Annotated in this window: 18 protein-coding genes and 1 pseudogene; 12 read left to right on the forward strand and 7 right to left on the reverse strand. The window is 66.6% G+C overall.

Features of this window, described 5'->3' with window-relative positions; translation table 11 throughout:
- The first annotated feature begins 19 nt into the window (after positions 1-19).
- A complete protein-coding gene (icmH, locus tag AC3WLY_RS30755) occupies positions 20-1,234 on the forward strand; it encodes a type IVB secretion system protein IcmH/DotU (RefSeq protein WP_492310584.1) in 1,215 nt (404 codons plus the stop codon).
- Between the two features lie 32 nt (positions 1,235-1,266).
- Positions 1,267-1,557, forward strand: a complete 291-nt coding sequence (locus AC3WLY_RS30760; RefSeq protein ID WP_492310585.1) for a hypothetical protein — start codon at positions 1,267-1,269, stop codon at positions 1,555-1,557.
- A gap of 16 nt (positions 1,558-1,573) precedes the next feature.
- Here AC3WLY_RS30760 and AC3WLY_RS30765 read toward each other — a convergent pair whose 3' ends face one another.
- Positions 1,574-2,455: a LysR substrate-binding domain-containing protein gene (locus AC3WLY_RS30765; protein WP_310143692.1), complete on the reverse strand. Its 882-nt coding sequence runs from the start codon at positions 2,453-2,455 to the stop codon at positions 1,574-1,576.
- A gap of 133 nt (positions 2,456-2,588) precedes the next feature.
- On the opposite strand from AC3WLY_RS30765, the gene AC3WLY_RS30770 reads away from it, so the two are divergent.
- Together AC3WLY_RS30770 and AC3WLY_RS30775 are read left to right on the forward strand one after the other, a co-directional pair.
- Positions 2,589-4,010, forward strand: coding sequence for an MFS transporter (locus AC3WLY_RS30770; protein WP_492310591.1), 1,422 nt, complete (start codon positions 2,589-2,591; stop codon positions 4,008-4,010).
- A 189-nt stretch (positions 4,011-4,199) separates the two neighbouring features.
- Entirely contained in the window at positions 4,200-4,994 is a 795-nt protein-coding gene (locus AC3WLY_RS30775) for an enoyl-CoA hydratase (protein WP_175958848.1), read from the forward strand.
- A 168-nt stretch (positions 4,995-5,162) separates the two neighbouring features.
- Here the strand turns inward: AC3WLY_RS30775 and alr are convergent, their stop codons facing one another.
- Positions 5,163-6,284 carry an alanine racemase gene (alr, locus tag AC3WLY_RS30780; RefSeq protein ID WP_492310586.1) on the reverse strand — a complete coding sequence of 374 codons (1,122 nt, stop codon included), beginning with the start codon at positions 6,282-6,284 and terminating at the stop codon, positions 5,163-5,165.
- 304 nt (positions 6,285-6,588) lie between these two features.
- Between alr and AC3WLY_RS30785 the strand changes: the two genes are divergently transcribed.
- Positions 6,589-6,960 (forward strand): MAPEG family protein, encoded by a 372-nt coding sequence (locus AC3WLY_RS30785; protein ID WP_492310587.1) that lies wholly within the window; start codon positions 6,589-6,591, stop codon positions 6,958-6,960.
- A gap of 42 nt (positions 6,961-7,002) precedes the next feature.
- Here AC3WLY_RS30785 and AC3WLY_RS30790 read toward each other — a convergent pair.
- Positions 7,003-7,254, reverse strand: a pseudogene (locus tag AC3WLY_RS30790) (LysR family transcriptional regulator); the annotation flags it as partial.
- A gap of 379 nt (positions 7,255-7,633) precedes the next feature.
- Between AC3WLY_RS30790 and glnH the strand changes: the two are divergent.
- The 7 genes from glnH (at position 7,634) to AC3WLY_RS30825 (ending at position 13,814) form a co-directional block, all read left to right on the forward strand.
- On the forward strand, positions 7,634-8,386 hold the full coding sequence (gene glnH / locus AC3WLY_RS30795) for a glutamine ABC transporter substrate-binding protein GlnH (RefSeq protein WP_175958851.1): 753 nt from the start codon (positions 7,634-7,636) through the stop codon (positions 8,384-8,386).
- A gap of 66 nt (positions 8,387-8,452) precedes the next feature.
- Entirely contained in the window at positions 8,453-9,109 is a 657-nt protein-coding gene (gene glnP, locus AC3WLY_RS30800; protein ID WP_175958852.1) for a glutamine ABC transporter permease GlnP, read from the forward strand.
- Positions 9,106-9,834: a glutamine ABC transporter ATP-binding protein GlnQ gene (gene glnQ, locus AC3WLY_RS30805; RefSeq protein ID WP_059237091.1), complete on the forward strand. Its 729-nt coding sequence runs from the start codon at positions 9,106-9,108 to the stop codon at positions 9,832-9,834. The genes glnP and glnQ overlap by 4 nt, the downstream gene beginning before the upstream one ends.
- Before the next feature lie 20 nt (positions 9,835-9,854).
- Entirely contained in the window at positions 9,855-10,904 is a 1,050-nt protein-coding gene (locus tag AC3WLY_RS30810; RefSeq protein ID WP_492310588.1) for a C45 family autoproteolytic acyltransferase/hydrolase, read from the forward strand.
- Positions 10,905-10,919: 15 nt separating this feature from the next.
- Positions 10,920-12,254 carry an aspartate aminotransferase family protein gene (locus tag AC3WLY_RS30815; RefSeq protein WP_492310589.1) on the forward strand — a complete coding sequence of 445 codons (1,335 nt, stop codon included), beginning with the start codon at positions 10,920-10,922 and terminating at the stop codon, positions 12,252-12,254.
- A 35-nt stretch (positions 12,255-12,289) separates the two neighbouring features.
- Complete coding sequence (locus AC3WLY_RS30820; protein WP_096474652.1) at positions 12,290-12,844, forward strand: carboxymuconolactone decarboxylase family protein; 555 nt, start codon at positions 12,290-12,292, stop codon at positions 12,842-12,844.
- A 163-nt stretch (positions 12,845-13,007) separates the two neighbouring features.
- Positions 13,008-13,814 (forward strand): extensin, encoded by an 807-nt coding sequence (locus AC3WLY_RS30825; protein ID WP_492310590.1) that lies wholly within the window; start codon positions 13,008-13,010, stop codon positions 13,812-13,814.
- 97 nt (positions 13,815-13,911) lie between these two features.
- On the opposite strand, the gene ahpF is transcribed toward AC3WLY_RS30825, so the two are convergent.
- The 4 genes from ahpF to AC3WLY_RS30845 form a co-directional block, all read right to left on the reverse strand.
- The gene (gene ahpF, locus AC3WLY_RS30830) at positions 13,912-15,510 is read right to left on the reverse strand and encodes an alkyl hydroperoxide reductase subunit F (RefSeq protein ID WP_072436529.1); all 1,599 of its coding nucleotides are present in this window, start codon (positions 15,508-15,510) and stop codon (positions 13,912-13,914) included.
- 119 nt (positions 15,511-15,629) lie between these two features.
- Positions 15,630-16,193: an alkyl hydroperoxide reductase subunit C gene (ahpC, locus tag AC3WLY_RS30835; RefSeq protein ID WP_034179823.1), complete on the reverse strand. Its 564-nt coding sequence runs from the start codon at positions 16,191-16,193 to the stop codon at positions 15,630-15,632.
- A gap of 300 nt (positions 16,194-16,493) precedes the next feature.
- Positions 16,494-16,703, reverse strand: coding sequence for a ribbon-helix-helix protein, CopG family (locus AC3WLY_RS30840; RefSeq protein ID WP_175958857.1), 210 nt, complete (start codon positions 16,701-16,703; stop codon positions 16,494-16,496).
- A gap of 128 nt (positions 16,704-16,831) precedes the next feature.
- Complete coding sequence (locus AC3WLY_RS30845; protein WP_034179820.1) at positions 16,832-17,728, reverse strand: LysR substrate-binding domain-containing protein; 897 nt, start codon at positions 17,726-17,728, stop codon at positions 16,832-16,834.
- Positions 17,729-17,822 lie beyond the last annotated feature (94 nt).

A 17,822-nucleotide genomic window follows, 5' to 3' on the forward strand; every position in this document is an offset into this window, starting at 1 on the left:
CCGGGAGGGATCGATCAAGATGACTCTTTCGACAACCGATCCGCTGGGCCACGCAGGCGCCGTGGCGTCGCCGCCTGTTGCCGCGCGGCTCACGGCCGCGGAGCAGGCGATCAACCCGCTGCTCGAAGCGTCGCGCGTTCTGTTGCAGGCATTGGCCGATACGCCCGAAATGCTCGATGCCGACGCTATTACACGGTGGCATCGATGGCTGGGGCAGGAAGTTCGTCTCTTCACCCGGATCTCCGGTGAACTCCAGCTCCGCCCCGAGCATGTCCGGCGCGCAAGCTATTGTCTGTGCTCCGCGCTCGACGAGGCGGCGATGCAGACGTCGTGGGGAAAGGGCGAAACAACCGGCGTCGAATGGCAGGACAACAGTCTGGCGAGTGTGTCGGGGCATGATCGTCAGGGCGGCGACCGTGTTTTCCAGCTGATCGACGAGGCAATGCGCGATCCGCGCGAGAACCTCGATCTGATTGAGTTGTACCAAAACGTACTCGATCTCGGGTTTCGTGGGCGATACCGATTTGAAGCAGGCGGTCACAAGCGCTTGCAGGTCATTCGCGAACACGTGCACGACGCGGTTATGACGGGTGGGCTGAGCGTGAATCGCGTCAGCGAGCCGCCGAAACGTACGCGACAGACGGTCGATCCGTGGGTACGTCCGGTGGCGGTGCGTCGATCGCGAGCGAGGTTCGTGGGAGGTCTCGCTGTTGCGTTATTGCTGGGGGCCGGGGGCTACGCCGCGGCGGACCGTTGGGTGCGCACGAAAGAGACCCCCCGGGCTTTGCCGCTTGATGCGCTCGCTCGAAACCTGGAACAGCGGCTTCGCGACGAGGTTGCCGCGGGGAATGTCGAACTGATCCGCGCTCCCGGGAGCGATACGTTGACGCTGCGGTTTGGCGGCCTGTTTGCGCCTGGTGATGCGGCGGTGGCGCCGTGGGGGGCTTCTGTCGTGGCTTCGGCCGGGCGGGAAATCGCGGTGCTGACCGGCAGTGCAACCGTGCATGTGGCGGGTTACGCGGACAGCACGTCGGCCCGTTCGACACGCCAAGCGTCTAACCAGGCGCTTTCCGAAGCGCGTGCCCGGCACGTGGCCCAGATTCTCGTTTCGGCTGGCGTATCGGCGCCGCGTATCAGTGTCGAGGGAAATGGCGAGGCCGATTCGCTGGCGGACAACGGAACCGCGGCGGGAAGGGCGAGAAATCGCCGCGTCGAAGTGACCATCACGGATTGACGTTCGATTGCGGGTAATCATCGCTGCGCGTCGTGTTCGCGCAGCCGTTGATGTTCTATCGGAATATCGCCGGCGACTGGCATCGCGATGGCACGCGCGATCACGACATCACGGAGGGCAGCAACGTACTGAACGTGCTGTTGACCTGGACGGAGGATTTCCACGACCATCAGTTGCGCCAGCTCGGCGGCAAATGGCGTCAGACGTTTCGCTGGTCTGCGGGCGATGGCGAGTATCAGCCGCGCGCTTCGAACCTGACGCAGGAATCCGACATGCAGGTATTCAACGGCGGCATCGCCATGCGGATCGGCACGGTTCTGTGATCTTTATAGTCTTCGATTACCGGGCGGATGGCGCGACGCTCGCGAATTCGTCGACGACGGCTTCGATCACCGCCTGCACACGTGCGGTCTTGTACAGATCGGCATGCGCGACGAGCCACACGTCGAAATGATTGCATCGTCGGGGCATGAGGCGCACCAGTTCCGGCTCGGTTTCGGCGCGAAAGCACGGCAGCTCCGCGATGCCGAGCCCCGCAAGTGCGGCTTCGACCAGCATCATCGTCGACGATGTCTGGAACATCACGCGGCCGCGCGACGTCGATTCGCCGCACAGGGCGTCCCACATCGTGGGCACCACCGGCTGCTGGTACATCACCAGATCGTGTCCTTCGAACGCGCTGCCCGCGGCCGGTTCGCCACGCTCGGCCAGGTAGCGGCGCGATGCGTAGATGCCCGTTTCGAGATGCCCGAGCCGCCTGACGATCAGGTCCGGTGATTCCGGCCGCAACGTGCGAATCGCGAGATCCGCTTCGCGGCGCGTGAGATTGGCGATCTCGGCCGACGTCACGCACACGACGTCGATGCCGGCATGCCTGCGCCGCAAGCTGGCGATGGCGGGAATCACGAAGCGCTTGCCGAGCGTGTCGGTCGTGGCGATTCGCACGGACCCGGCAAGCTGCTCGTCGAGGCCCATCACGCGCCGCTCGATCGTGAGCGACGCCCGTTCCATCGTTTCGGCGGGCTCGAGCAACGCTTCGCCGGCGGTCGTCAGCACATAGAGGGCCGGCGTTCGGAGAAACAGGCGGGCCGAGAGTTCGTCTTCGAGCGCGGCGATCCGACGCCCCACCGTCGCCTGATCGACGTTCAGTTGCGCCGCGGCGCCGCGCAGCGTGCCGGTGCGCGCGAGGGCCAGGAAGAAGCGGGCGTTGTCCCAGTTCATGCGGGTCGGTAGTGTCATCGGGCAGGGTGGCGGCAGACAGTGGAGATGCATATCTGCATCAGGCAAATGCGAAATTATCACTTTTCTGCATCGCGTGCCGTTTCTAGACTCCCGGCATCTGCCTGGAGGTTTCATGCCCGATTGCAATCCTGTTTCCCTTCCCGTATCCATCACGGCAGCGGGCCGCCCGACGGCCCGCGAACGCCGCTTCACGCTTGCGCTCGTCGCGATCGGAATGTTCATGGCGGTACTCGATACGACGATCGTCAACGTTGCGCTGCCAGCGATGCGCGCGAGTCTCGGTGCGACGGTCGCGGAGCTCGCGTGGATCGTCGACGCGTACACGCTCAGCTTCGCCGCGCTGATTCTCGCGGGCGGCGCGCTGTCCGACCGGTTCGGCGCCAAGCACGTCTACCTCGCGGGGCTGGCGCTGTTCGTCGCCGCATCGGCGGGATGCGGCTTCGCATCGTCCGTGGCCATTCTCGTGGCCGCGCGATTCGTGCAGGGCATGGGCGCCGCGCTCTTTTTGCCCGCGTCTCTCGCGGTCGTGCGCAGCACCTTCGACGTGCCTGCCGAGCGGGCGCGGGCGATTGCGGTATGGGCGGGCATCGCGTCGGTTGCGGTGGCCGTGGGGCCGGTGCTGGGCGGTATCCTCGTGGACGATTTCGGCTGGCGCAGCGCGTTCCTGATCAATGTGCCGACCGGCGCGGTCGCGTTTGCCGGGGCGGCCGTACTCGTCCGGGCGTCGGTCGCGCGGCAAACGCGCCACTTCGATTGGGCCGGCCAGTGTGTCGGTGCGATGGCGCTCGGCGCGCTGTGTTTCGCCGTGATCGAACTGCCGACGCGCGGCCCGGGCGCGGCGGAAGTCCGGTGCGCGCTTCTGGTCGCCGGACTCGCCGCAGCCGCGCTGGTCGTCATCGAGCGGCGTGCTCGCGATCCGATGGTTCCGCTGGCGTGGTTTCGCAATCGCACCTTCGTCGCGATGAACCTGATGGGCAGCCTCGTCTATGTCGGCTACTTCGGCTTGCTGTTCGTGCTGAGCCTGTACCTGCACGGGCGCTTCGGCATGAGCGCGCGGCAGACGGGGCTGACGCTGTTGCCGTTCGCGCTGAGCCTGTCGCTCGGCAATCTGTTGTCCGGAAAATTGCAGGGCCGGGTGCACCCGGTCCGGCTGATGGCGAACGGTCTCGGGATGGCGGCGCTGGCCATTCCGGCACTCGCGGCCGCGCTTGCGCTGCGCGCGCCGTGGCCGGTGGCCTGGACGGCGATGGCCGCATTCGGCACCGGGACCGCGCTGTCCGTGGCGCCGATGATCTCGACCGTACTCGAACAGGTGCCCGCGGACGCGGCGGGTGTGGCGTCAGGATTCCTCAATGCGGCGCGACAGGCAGGAAGCCTGTTCGGCGTGGCCATCGCCAGCGCCGCGACGATGCTGTTGCCGAATCCGACCGCCGCGCTGTGGGCGATCGCGGTGGTCGGTGGTGTCGCCTATGCGACGGCCGCCCTTGCCGCGCGGACGGCAGGCACGGCGAAAACCGCGCAGCGAAGCCGCTGACGCGCGAATCGCGTGGTCTGCACGGTGGTACGGCGGCACGCAGGCCACCGCGCAGGCACGTGCGGCCGCGCGACTGGACGCCGCACGGAATGTGGAGGACCATTTCATCGACATGCCGCGAACGCGCGTGCGTCATCGCTGCCCGTTCGTGCCGCCCCCAATCCTGCCGAACCCGTCGAGCGAAACATCATGGAACCCGATCAACAGACTGCCGAGCCGATCCTGTTGCGCGAGGTGCGCGACGGCGTCGTCATGCTGCGGCTGAACCGGCCGCAGCAGTTCAACGCGTTGTCCGAAGCGATGCTCGCGAGCCTGTACGACGCGTTCGGTGCGCTGGCGGCCGATCCGCACGTGCGCTGCGTCGTGCTGGCCGCGCAAGGCAAGGCGTTCTGCGCCGGCCACGACCTGCGGCAGATGCGCGGCAAGCCGGAACTCGACTACTACCGCTCGCTGTTCGCGCAGTGCAGCCGCGTGATGCTCGCGATGCGCGCATTGCCGGTGCCGGTGATCGCGCGTGTGCAGGGCATCGCGACGGCCGCCGGCTGCCAGCTCGTCGCCGCGTGCGACCTGGCCATCGCGGCCGACACCGCGCGCTTCGCGGTATCGGGCATCAACGTCGGGCTGTTCTGTTCGACGCCGGCCGTCGCGTTGAGCCGCAACGTCACGGCGAAGCGCGCGTTCGACATGCTCGTGACCGGGCGCTTCGTCGATGCGGCGACGGCCGCCGCGTGGGGGCTCGTCAACGAGGCCGTGCCCGAGGACGCGCTCGACGCGGCCGTCGCGCGCAAGGTCGCGGAGATCGTCGCGAAGAGCCCGGCCGCGGTGCGCTACGGCAAGCAGATGTTCTATCGCCAGCGCGAGTTGCCGCTCGACGAAGCGTATGCGTATGCGGGCGACGTGATGGCGCGCAACATGATGGAAGAGGATGCCGGCGAAGGGATCGACGCGTTCCTCGAGAAGCGGAAGCCGACGTGGCGCTCGTAGTACCTCGCCGGATCGGCCGGTCGAGCGGAGCGGAAGGGCTGTAACAAACGCGTATTCCCCGGCTCCGGTTTCCCGTCCGCCGGCACGTAAACGGACCGCCCGAGGCGGCCCGCAAGTGAAGCGGCACGCGCGGCGGCGCGGTAGTGTGCGCCGCAGCATCGACCTCGGTCAGTGCCCGTAGCTCCCGGTCCGCAGCGCCGGCTGCGCGGTCGACGCGCCGGGCGGCACGATCACGACCGGCACGCGGCGCGCGAGCGCGCACATCAGCTCGTAGCCGATCGTGCCGCTGGCTTCCGCGACATCGTCCACCTTCACCTGGTCGCCCCACAGCTCGACGCTCGATCCGATGCCCGCGTCCGGGCACGGCGTCAGGTCGACGGTCAGCATGTCCATCGACACGCGGCCGACGACGCGCGTCATCACGCCGTCCACCGCGATCGGCGTGTCGGTCGGCGCATGGCGCGGATAGCCGTCCGCGTAGCCGCACGCGACGACGCCGATCCGCATCGGCCGGTCGGCCGTGAAGCGGCGGCCGTAGCCGACGGTTTCGTCCGGCGACAGCGTCTGCACGCCGATGATCCTGCTCGTCAGCGTCATCGCGGCCATCAGCGGCGTGTCGGCGATATGCCGCGCCGAGCCGGTCGGCGACGCGCCGTACAGGATCGTGCCGGGCCGCACCCAGTCGCGGTGCGCGCGCGGATGCCACAGCACGGCCGCCGAATTCGATACCGAGCGTTCGCCCGGAATCCCGGCCGTGGTCGCGTCGAATCGATCGAGCTGCCAGTCGACCTCGCCTTCGTCCGCGTTCGCAAAATGCATCATCAGCGTGATCCTGCCGATCGACGGTGCGCTCGCCGCGCGTTCCCACGCAGCGCGGAACGCGGCGGGCCGGTAGCCGAGCCGGTTCATCCCGGAATTCATCTTGAGCTGGATGTCGATCGGCTGCTGCGGCTTCGCGGCGATCAGCAGGTCGAGCTGCTCGTCGCAGTGCACGGCCACCGTCAGCCGATGGCGATCGGCCAGTTCGATGTCGGCCGGCTCGAAGATCCCTTCGAGCAGCAGCACGGGCTTGTCCCAGCCGAGCTCGCGCACGCGCACGGCTTCGTCGAGATCGAGCAGCCCGATGCCGTCGGCGGCCGCGAGGCCCGGGTAGATCCGTTCGATGCCGTGGCCGTATGCGTTGGCCTTGATGATGGCCCACACGCGCGACTGCGCAGCGGTGCGGCGGATGAAGTCGAGGTTGTGGCGGACGGCGTCGGGGCGGATATGGGCGACGATGGGACGGGGCATGGCGATGGCTCGGGTCGGATGTCGTTCGGCGCGCGGCGGCGCGCCCGGATCGGCAGGCTGGCGCGGTTATGCGCCAAGCCAGTGTTGAGCGCTATCTTATTGGTGTTCGACCAGTTTTAATTAACGTATTTGTGGATGATTTGGTGGAAATTGGGGTGGCGGACTACGCTGACCGCAGCCGTCGGCGGCACGTGCAGCCGAGTCTCCCGTCTAGAAAACCGGTGCGTGAACAGCGTGGCGCGATGCTAAGCTCTCGACGATTTTGTCATTGAGCAATGTAATCATCATAAAGGAGGAGACTTTGATGACGACGTCCCAGCTGTGCCTGTTCATCGTGGCGCTGTTGCCGTTCCCGCTGACGTTCCTGGCCAAGGCTCGCAAGGGCTACGACAACCGTACGCCGCGCGACTACCTGGCGAAACTCGAAGGCTGGCGTGCGCGGGCGCAGGCCGCGCACCAGAACGCGTGGGAAGCGCTTGCGCTGTTCACGGCCGCGCTGGTGGTCGCGTGGCACAACGGCGCGAACGCGCATCACGTCGACCAGCTCGCGATGGGTTTCGTTGCGATCCGCATCGTCTATCCGCTGATGTACCTGCTGAACTGGGCGTCGCTGCGTTCGCTCGTGTGGTTCGCCGGGATGGCGTGCGTCGTCGCGCTGTTCTTCGCCGCGCCGTGACCGGCCGTTGAAAGGCGGTGCCGGCCTCGCGTGCCGGCGCTGTTACGCGCCGCCCGCGCCGCGCGCGTGACTGTCGTTGGATGCGGGCGCAACGATCTTGGCGACGAACGGCGGCGCATCCGCTTCGCGGCGCAGGAATGCGATCAACGGATCGAGCAGCCGGTGCCGCGTCGACGGATGGCGGCGCAGCACGAAGCGCCATGACGCGTCGCGCTGGAGGCCCGGCACCAGCGGCACCAGACGTCCGCTGCGCAGTTCGGGCTCGATGAGCGGCACGCGGCCGAGCGCGTAAGCCGATCCGCGGGTGGCAGCGATGGCGCCATCGTCATCCTGCCGCCCGCATTGCACGGGGCGGCCGTCGTGCCGGCCCGCCGCCGCCGCCGCGATCTTCCCTTCAAGTTTCCGCCTTACGCCCGTCCGCGCGGCGCGCTTCGGCCCGAGCATTCCGCGCCGCCCATCTCCTCAGTTTCCTCCGATCTATCCGGCCCGCGCGGCCCGCGTTTGTCTCGATGCATTTTTCCGTTGCGCACTTTTTTGTTGTCGTAGTATCGCCATTGACAACACATGTTGCACTACGGTCTAATTCGACATCGCATGTTGCGGTGCGGCTTGATGTCGTCGTTCCCGCCGGCCGGCTGGCCGGCTACATCGCTCAATCATGCGGAGAGAAACCATGAGTCGCCGTTCCTTCCTGAAAGCCGTCGCGGTCGTTGCCGCGCTCGGCGCAAGCCTCGCGCACGCGGATACCAGGACGCTCGTCGTCGGGACCGATACGTCGTTCATGCCGTTCGAGTTCAAGCAGGGCGACAAGTACGTCGGCTTCGATCTCGATCTGTGGGCGGAGATCGCGAAGGACCAGGGCTGGAAATACACGATCCAGCCGATGGATTTCGCGGGCCTGATCCCGGCGCTGCAGACGCAGAACATCGACGTCGCGCTGTCGGGGATGACGATCAAGGAGGAGCGCAAGAAGGCGATCGACTTCTCCGCGCCGTACTACGACAGCGGCCTCGCGGCGATGGTGCAGGTCGGCAACACGACGATCAAGTCGATCGACGACCTGAACGGCAAGGTGATCGCCGCGAAGACGGGCACCGCGACGATCGACTGGATCAAGGCGCACCTGAAGCCGAAGGAGATCCGCCAGTTCCCGAACATTGACCAGGCCTACCTCGCGCTTGAAGCCGGCCGTGTCGACGCGGCGATGCACGATACGCCGAACGTGCTGTTCTTCGTGAACAACGAAGGCAAGGGCAAGGTGCAGGTCGCGGGGCAGCCGGTCAGCGGCGACAAGTACGGGATGGGTTTTCCGAAGGGCAGCGCGCTCGTGCCGAAGGTCAACGCGTCGCTCGTGAAGATCAAGGCCGACGGCCGCTACGCGCAGATCTACAGGAAGTGGTTCGGCGCCGAGCCGCCGAAGATGTGAGCGTGACGGCGCAACAGCGCGCGGCCGTGCGGCCGCGCCGGTCTTGAATCGAACGGGGAGCGACAAGTGAATTTCGATTGGTCGGCGATCTGGGCGGCGTTGCCGGACCTGATGGACGGGGTCCGGTTGACGGTGTTCATCGCACTTTTCGGGCTGGTGGGCGGCTTCATCGTCGGGATGATCGCGGGCATGTTCCGCGCATACGGACCGAAGGCGATGAACGTGCTCGCACAGGTCTACATTGAACTGATTCGCGGCACGCCGATCGTCGTGCAGGTGATGTTCCTGTATTTCGCGCTGCCGTTGCTCGCGCACATCCGCATCGATGGCCTGACGGCCGCGATCATCGCGATCACGGTGAATTCCGGTGCGTATCTCGCGGAAGTGGTGCGCGGCGCGCTGCTGTCGATCCCGAAGGGGCTGACGGAAGCGGGGCTCGCGATGGGCTTGTCGATGCCGCGCGTGCTGCTGAAGGTGGTCGGGCCGCTGGCGTTCCGGCGGCTGATTCCGCCGCTTGGCAACCAGTGCATCGTGAGCCTGAAGGACACGTCGCTGTTCATCGTGATCGGCGTCGGCGAACTGACGCGCAAGGGGCAGGAAATCATCGCGGGCAATTTCCAGGCGGTCGAGATCTGGAGCGCGGTGGCTGTCATCTACCTGATGCTGACCGGTGCGATGACGCTGACGCTGCGGCTCGTCGAAAAGCGGATGAGGATCCTTTGAGCATGATCGAATTCCAGAACGTGTCGAAGAGCTTCGGCCACGTGCCGGTGCTGAAGCACATCGACCTGAAGATCGACGCGGGCGAGGTGGTGGTCGTGATCGGCCCGTCGGGCTCGGGCAAATCGACGATGCTGCGCTGTATCAACGCGCTCGAGAAAATCACCGGCGGCGAACTGCTCGTCGACGGCCAGAGCGTGCGCGGCAACGCGACCACGATCCGCAACATCCGGCTCGAAGCCGGCATGGTGTTCCAGCAGTTCAACCTGTTTCCGCAAATGACCGCGCTCGAGAATGTGATGTTCGGGCCGATCCAGGTGCGCGGCGCATCGCGCGCCGACGCGCGCGACCAGGCGATGGCGCTGCTCGACAAGGTCGGCCTCGAATCGCGCGCGAATCATTACCCGTCCGAGCTGTCGGGCGGCCAGCAGCAGCGCGTCGCGATCGCGCGCGCGCTCGCGATCCGGCCGCGGCTGATGCTGTTCGACGAGCCGACGTCGGCGCTCGATCCGGAATTGCGCCACGAAGTGCTGAAAGTGATGCAGGATCTTGCAACCGAAGGGATGACGATGATCGTCGTCACGCACGAGATCGGCTTCGCGAAGCGGGTCGGCACGCGCCTGCTGTTCATGGATCAGGGCGGGATTGCCGAGGACGGCCATCCGGTCGACCTGATCGACCGGCCGCCGACGCCGCGCCTGAAGGAGTTCCTGAAACACGTGTCCTGAACGAAACCGATACATTCGACATGCCGCTTTCCCTTTCCCCCGTCATCGCCGGCGCGCCGTTCGATATCGGCGTGCGCCTCGGCGAACTCGCCCGTCCCGTGTTCGATGCGTACATGCAGCAGAGCAGCGCATGGCAGGCCGTGCGCCGCTGGCGCGGCCATCCGTTCGTCGGCGCGCTGCGGCAGGCCGCGCTGGCCGCATACCCCGATCTCGTCGCGGAACTGGACGGGATCGCGGCGGGCATCGGCTGGCCGGCCGAGGACATCTTCCTCTGGAACTGCCGCGGCGAGCTGATCCACAACGCGCCGGACGGCTGCACGACGTTCGCCGCGCGCGACGCGGACGGCACGCGCTGGATCGCGCACAACGAGGACGGCGACCCGTTCCTGCGCGAGCGCTGCCTGCTCGTCGACGTGCAGCCTGCAGGCAAGCCGGGCTTCATCAGTTTCTACTACCCCGGTTCGCTGCCGGGCCATACGTTTGCCGCGAACCGCGCGGGTATCGCGCAGGCGATCAACAACCTGCGGATTCGCACGCCGGCACCGGGCGTGCCGCGGATGATCCTCGCGCGTGCCGTGCTCGACGCGACGTCGCTCGACGCGGCGGCCGACGTGCTGCGCCTGCATGCCCGCGCGAGCGGTTTTCATCACACGCTCGGCGCGACCGGCGATGCGCGGCTGCTGAGCATCGAAGCGAGTGCCGCGCGTTGTTCGGTGATCGACGTCGCACGGCTCGCGGGCCATGCGAACCATCTCGTGCATCCCGGCTGCGAAGCAGAGGCGCAGATCGTCACGCAATCGTCGGCCGACCGCCAGCGGCGCGTCGACGCGCTGACGCCCGGCATCGACGCGATCGACGAAGCCGCGCTGCTGCGCGTGCTCGGCGATCGCGCGCCGGAAGGGCTGCCGATCTACCGCGACGACCCGGCCGACCCCGACGACGAGAACACGCTCGCGACCGCGGTGTTCGCGATCGGCGCGGCGGCGATCGATTTCATCATTCACCAGCACGGCACGCAGCGCTTCGCGACGCGCATCGTGCCGTCCGGGCGCGCGCACGGCGCGTCCTGATCCATGAGGCAACGCATGACGACCGTTTTCCATCGCGCCCCGCGCGCGACCTTGCCCGTCGCCGTCGCAGGCGACGGCATCGAGATCATCGACTCGACCGGCAAACGCTATATCGACGCATGCGGCGGCGCGGCCGTCTCGTGTCTCGGCCACAGCAACCAGCGCGTGATCGACGCGATCAAGCGGCAGGCGCAGCAACTGCCGTACGCGCATACGTCGTTCTTCACGACCGACGTGGCCGAGGAACTGGCCGACCGGCTCGTCGACGCCGCGCCGGCCGGCCTCGAACACGTGTATTTCGTATCGGGCGGCTCCGAGGCGATCGAGGCCGCGCTGAAGCTCGCGCGCCAGTATTTCGTCGAGAAAGGCGAGCCGCAGCGCCGCCATTTCATCGCGCGGCGCCAGAGCTATCACGGCAACACGCTCGGCGCGCTCGCGATCGGCGGCAATGCGTGGCGGCGCGAGCCGTTTCTGCCGCTACTGATCGAAGCGCATCACGTGAGCCCGTGTTATGCGTATCGCGACCAGCAGGCGGGAGAAACCGACGAAGCGTATGCGCAGCGCCTGGCGGACGAGCTCGAGCAGAAGATCGTCGAACTCGGCGCGGAAAACGTCGCGGCATTCGTCGCGGAAACGGTGGTGGGCGCAACGGCCGGCGCGGTGCCGCCGGTACGCATGTACCTGAAGAAGATTCGCGCGGTGTGCGACAAGTACGGTGTACTGCTGATCCTCGATGAGATCATGTCGGGGATGGGGCGCACGGGCTACCTGTACGCGTGCGATGAAGACGGCGTCGCGCCCGATCTGCTGACGATCGCGAAAGGGCTCGGAGCGGGCTACCAGCCGATCGGCGCGACGCTCGTCAGCGACCGCATCTACCGGACGATCGTCGACGGGTCGGGCTTCTTCCAGCACGGTCACACGTACCTCGGCCACGCGACAGCGTGCGCGGCCGCGCTCGAGGTGCAGCGCGTGATCGCCGACGAGACGCTGCTCGACAACGTGAAGGCGCGCGGCGAGCAGTTGCGCGCATCTTTGCGCGAGCATTACGGCGCACATCCGCATATCGGCGACGTGCGCGGCCGTGGGCTGTTCGTCGGCGTCGAGCTGGTGCGCGATCGTGACAGCAAGGCGACGTTCGATCCCGCGCTGAAGCTGCATGCGGCGGTCAAGCGCGAAGCGATGCAGCGCGGCTTGATGGTGTATCCGATGGGCGGGACGATCGACGGTGTCCACGGCGATCACATCCTGATCGCGCCGCCGTTCATCTGCACCGCGCAGCAGATCGATACGATCGTCGAGCGGCTGTCGGGCGCGATCGACGCGGCGCTTGCTGCGGCCGGCGCGTGACGGCATCGATGCACTGAACCCTTACCGGAATCACCATGACAGACAGACTGCCACCCTTCGACCCTGCGTCGGCCACCGACGCACAGAAAGCCGTGCTGGCCGATATTCTCAGCGGCCCGCGCGGCAACCTGAACGGGCCGTTTCTCGGCTGGATCGCGAGCCCCGAGCTGGCCCAGCACGCGCAGAAGCTCGGCGCATTCTGCCGCTATCGCACGGGTCTGCCGCTGCGGCTGTCGGAACTCGCGATTCTCGTGACGGCCGCGCGCTGGCGCTCGCAGGCCGAGTGGCACATCCACCATCCGATCGCGCTCGACGCGGGTGTACCGGCCGCGACCGCCGATGCGATCCGGCGCGGCGTCGAACCGGCATTCGAGTCGGACGACGACGCGTTGATCCATGCGTTCGCGAGCGAGCTGTACGATACGCGGCGCGTCAGCGACGCGACGTTCGCGCGTGCGCAGGCCCGCTTCGGTCACGAAACCGTCGTGAATCTCGTCGCGCTGCTCGGCTACTACGCGCTCGTCGCGATGACGCTGAACACGTTCGGCATGCGTGCGGACGGGCAAACCGATTTGCCGTTTCCGGAGTAATCGCCGTGCAAGTGGCCGCGCATTGATCGTGCCGGAACGGCGGCCACGATACGTCTGACGATCGCGCCGCCGGCATCAATGCAACCAAATGTATTCATGCGGGATCAACGGCCGATGGCCGCGTATCATGGCTTGTTCACGTCGATATGATCGGTGAGCAAGCATGACGAGTACCCGCAAGACCTTGATGATCGCCGGAGGGCTCCTGGTAGCCGCAGCCGGCACAGCATACGTGATGCTCCTGCGCGCGGACCACCGTGCGATCGAAGACGCCGGCATCGGCGATTCGGCCGCGCCGGTTGCCACGGCGCCAGCGAACAACGATCACGCGGTGCAGGGCGCCATCGCGCCGCCGGCACCGGCTGCCGCGACGGCAGCCCATCCCGATACGGCACCGAAACAGGCGGCTGTTCCGCCGCCTCCACCCGCACCGGTGACCGCGCCGGCGCCTGCACCGGCAGCACCCGCGCGCGTCAGCGCCGCACCTGCATCTGTCCCCGCCGTTCCGGTTGTCAGCGAGAAAGCGCAGCCGGTGACGAAACCGAGCGCGCCGCCGCCGAAGGTCAACGTCGTGACGGTCGATGCGCAGGATTCGACCCCGCCGGCTGCACAGCAGGCGCAACCGGCTCAGCCGGCCGCCCCGGCGCAGGTCACGCAACGCGCGCCGCGCAAGCGCGACGGCCTCGAACGCCACGCGGCCGCTGCGCCTGCCGCAACAAAATCCGCAACGAAAGCCGAAACGCCGGAGACGGCCGAACTCGTCAGGGAATCGGCGAAGCTCGATCCGTCGTTGCCGCCGCCGCCGATGTCGTCGATGTCGTCGACTTCCGGTTCGTATCGGCAGGGCGGTTCGTCGTCGGGCGCGAATCCGGTTGCCGCCGCGATGACCGAGCAACTGGTCAGGCAGTCGAGTAGTTTGAAGTCGACGACGCCAGTGCCGGCGAACGGCGATTCAACCGCGACCAAGTAACCACGCGTTCGGCTTCCGAATAAAAAGGACCCCGCACGCCGACCAAGGCATGCGGGGCCAAGAGAGACAAACCGTTGCGACGATGCGCTGAGGTGCGTTACGCGGCGACCGCTTCCTCGGCCTGCGGCTGAGCGGCTGCCGCCGGCGTCACGTCCTGCCGGATCAGGTGGTCGAACGCGCCGAGCGATGCCTTCGCGCCTTCGCCGACCGCGATCACGATCTGCTTGAACGGCACCGTCGTCACGTCGCCGGCCGCGAACACGCCGGGCACCGACGTCGCGCCGCGCGCATCGACGACGATCTCGCCGTGCTTCGACAGTTCGACCGTGCCCTTCAACCATTCGGTGTTCGGCACGAGACCGATCTGCACGAACACGCCTTCGAGATCGATGCGCTGCGTTTCGCCCGAGCGCAGATCCTTGTAGACGAGCCCGTTCAGCTTGCTGCCGTCGCCGGTCAGCTCGGTCGTCTGCGCCTGCGTGACGATCGTCACGTTCGGCAGGCTGCGCAGCTTGCGCTGCAGCACTTCGTCCGCGCGCAGTTGCGCGCCGTATTCGATCAGCGTGACTTCCTTCACGATGCCTGCGAGGTCGATCGCGGCCTCGACGCCCGAGTTGCCGCCGCCGACCACCGCGACGCGCTTGCCCTTGAACAGCGGGCCGTCGCAGTGCGGGCAGTACGCGACACCGCGATTGCGGTATTCGCGCTCGCCCGGCACGTTGATTTCGCGCCAGCGCGCGCCGGTGGCGAGCACGATCGTCTTCGCCTTCAGCACCGCGCCGTTCGCGAGGCGGATCTGGTGCACGTCGCCCGGGATCAGCGCGTCGGCGCGCTGCACGTCCATGATGTCGACGTCGTATTGCTTCACGTGCTGCTCGAGCGCGGTCGCGAATTTCGGCCCTTCGGTTTCCTGCACCGACACGAAGTTCTCGATCGCCATCGTGTCGAGCACCTGGCCGCCGAAACGCTCGGCGACGACGCCCGTCGCGATGCCCTTGCGCGCCGAGTAGATGGCCGCGGCCGCGCCTGCCGGGCCGCCGCCGACGATCAGCGTATCGAACACCGGCTTGTTCTCGAGCGACTTCGCGGCACGCTCGCTCGCACCCGTATCGAGCTTCGCGAGGATTTCCTTCACGCTGCTGCGGCCCTGGCCGAACGATGCGCCGTTCAGGAACATGGTCGGCACCGCCATGATCTGGCGCGACTCGACTTCATTCTGGAACAGCGCGCCGTCGATCGCGACGTGACGGATGCGCGGGTTGATCAGCGACATCACGTTCAGCGCCTGCACGACTTCCGGGCAGTTCTGGCACGACAGCGAGAAATACGTCTCGAACGCGTAGTCGCCGTCGAGCGCGCGGATCTGTTCGATCACGTCGTCGTCGAGCTTGATCGGGTGGCCGCCCGTCTGCAGCAGCGCAAGCACGAGCGACGTGAATTCATGGCCCATCGGGATGCCGGCGAAGCGGATGCCGGCCGGCTTGCCGGGCTCGCCGATCGAGAACGACGGCTTGCGCTCGGCGTCGTCGCGGCGTTCGGCAACGGTCACGCGATCCGTCAGCGACGCAATCTCGTTCAGCAGCGCCAGCAGTTCCTGCGATTTCGCGCTGTCGTCGAGCGAGGCGACGAGTTCGATCGGGCGCGTGATTTTTTCGAGGTACGCTTTCAGTTGGTTCTTGAGATTGGCGTCGAGCATGGCGTTTCGGATTCCGTATTAATGATCATGGTCGGGCACGTCGTGCCGGAGGAGGGCGCGGGCCGCGCGATGCGGCGGCCCGCCGTCGCGCGCCTCGTGCGAGGCGCGCGGCGCGATCGTCAGATCTTGCCGATCAGGTCGAGCGACGGGGTCAGCGTTTCCGCACCCGGCGTCCACTTGGCCGGGCACACTTCACCCGGGTGAGCCGCGATGTATTGCGCAGCCTGCACCTTGCGCAGCAGCTCGCCCGCGTCGCGGCCGATGCCGTTGTCGTGGATCTCGCACAGCTTGATCTCGCCTTCCGGGTTGATCACGAACGTGCCGCGCAGCGCCATCCCTTCTTCCTCGATCAGCACGTCGAAGTTGCGCGACAGCGTGAGCGTCGGGTCGCCGATCATCGGGTACTTGATCTTGCCGATCGTGTCCGACGTGTCGTGCCATGCCTTGTGCGTGAAGTGCGTGTCGGTCGACACGCCGTAGATTTCGACACCCAGCTTCTGGAATTCCGCGTAGCGGTCGGCGAGGTCGCCCAGCTCGGTCGGGCAGACGAACGTGAAGTCGGCCGGGTAGAACACGACGACGGACCACTTGCCCTTGAAGTTCTCTTCGGAGACGGGCACGAACTCGCCGTTGTGGTATGCGGTTGCCTTGAACGGCTTGATTTGGGTGTTGATGATCGGCATCTGGTGGTTTCCTTTGCGTCAGTGGTGAGTGGAGTGTTGCCAGTATCCGGGTTCACCCTGATTTTGGGAAATTGCTTGTTTCAATCCGGGGCATCGGGAATTTCTATCTGCTTCCGGCCCTTGATTGGGTGGGGTGGGTGCGGGTCGGGTGCCCGCTCGGTGAGAACGTGGGGGAATGTGTCCTTCGGGTTGAATCGGCATGTTTGCCGCGGCGGTGCGGGCGGGAAGGCATCAAACGACGCATGCGATGGCGGATCGAGTCCGGGCCCGCAGATCGCCGATCGGACAGTCGGCGCTTCTTTACCACTCGGCGCGCAAGCTCTCTTGACTGGCGACCGGACGGCCCTTCCATAGACCGAACACGTCGTCGACAGATGTCCTCGCGTGCTGCGCGATATAGGCATCGATTGCGTCGCGAATGATCTCGGTTTGGGAACTGCCTTTGATCGCCGCGATGGTGGTCAACGCGGCATGCTGGTCATCCGATAGATCGACCGGAATTCTGCTCATTGCAACCTCCGTTACGTGACTCGCGCATCATGACTATCCGGTTGGGCAAGCGCAAGGTTGCGGCGTAGCCGATGCGCGTGCAGCCTCCCTGATCAGTCGACCGACGGCGCAGCGGCGGCCGGGCCCGCTCAAATCCCCGCCATCTTCCGCAACCACTCCGCCAGCCGCCGCGCCCCGTCCGGCATGTCCGCGTCCTCGCGCGTGCACAGGTAGTAGTCGCGCCCGTCGTCGAGCGCGTGATCGAACAGCTTCACGAGTTCGCCGTTCGCCAGTTCGCGCTCGACCAGCGGCGCGCGCAGCAACGCGGCGCCGAGATCCGCCCGCGCGGCGCTCAGCGTCAATTGGCCATCTTCGAACATCGGCCCCACCGCATGCGACACATGCCGCACGCCGGCGCCCTGCAGCCAGTTGACCCACGTGCTGCGATCCTCGTCGTGCACGAGCGGCGCGCGCGAGAGATCGGCCGGCGTGCGGAACGGCCCGTGGCGCTTCAGGAACGACGGGCTGCACATCGGCACCATCGCGCCCGGCAGCAGCCGCTCGCAGCGGTAGCCGGGCCAGTCGCCGGTGCCGAAGCGGATCGACAGGTCCGACGCATCGCTTCGGTAATTGCGGTGATGCGCGTACAGCACGGTCACGTCGACATCCGTGTTGTCGGCCAGGAACGAATGCAACCGCGGAATGAACCAGCCGATGCCGAGCAGCGGAATCAGGCTGACGGTGATCTGCCGCAGCGACGAACGATCGCGCACGAAGCGCGTCGCGCTGCGCAGCACCGAGAACGCGGCGCTGATCGAGCGGTAGTAGTCGCGCCCTTCGTCGGTGAGCGCGAGCAGCCGGCCCTCGCGCACCGTCAGCGGCGTCTGGATGAACGCTTCGAGCAGTTGCAGTTGATGGCTGACCGCCGACGGCGTGATGTCGAGTTCGCCCGCCGCCGCGGTGACCGACCCGAGGCGTGCAAACGCTTCGAACGCACGCACCGCGCGCAACGGCGGATCGTGCGGCAATTGTTCGATATTTTTCATGTATCGAATTTTATCGAAAAGTCAGGGTAAGCGACAACAATAAAATGTCGTGTATTTACAATGTGTTGAGTTAATGTGTCGAGAGCGGCATAAG

This window comes from Burkholderia sp. FW306-1C-G01B (genome assembly GCF_058781685.1).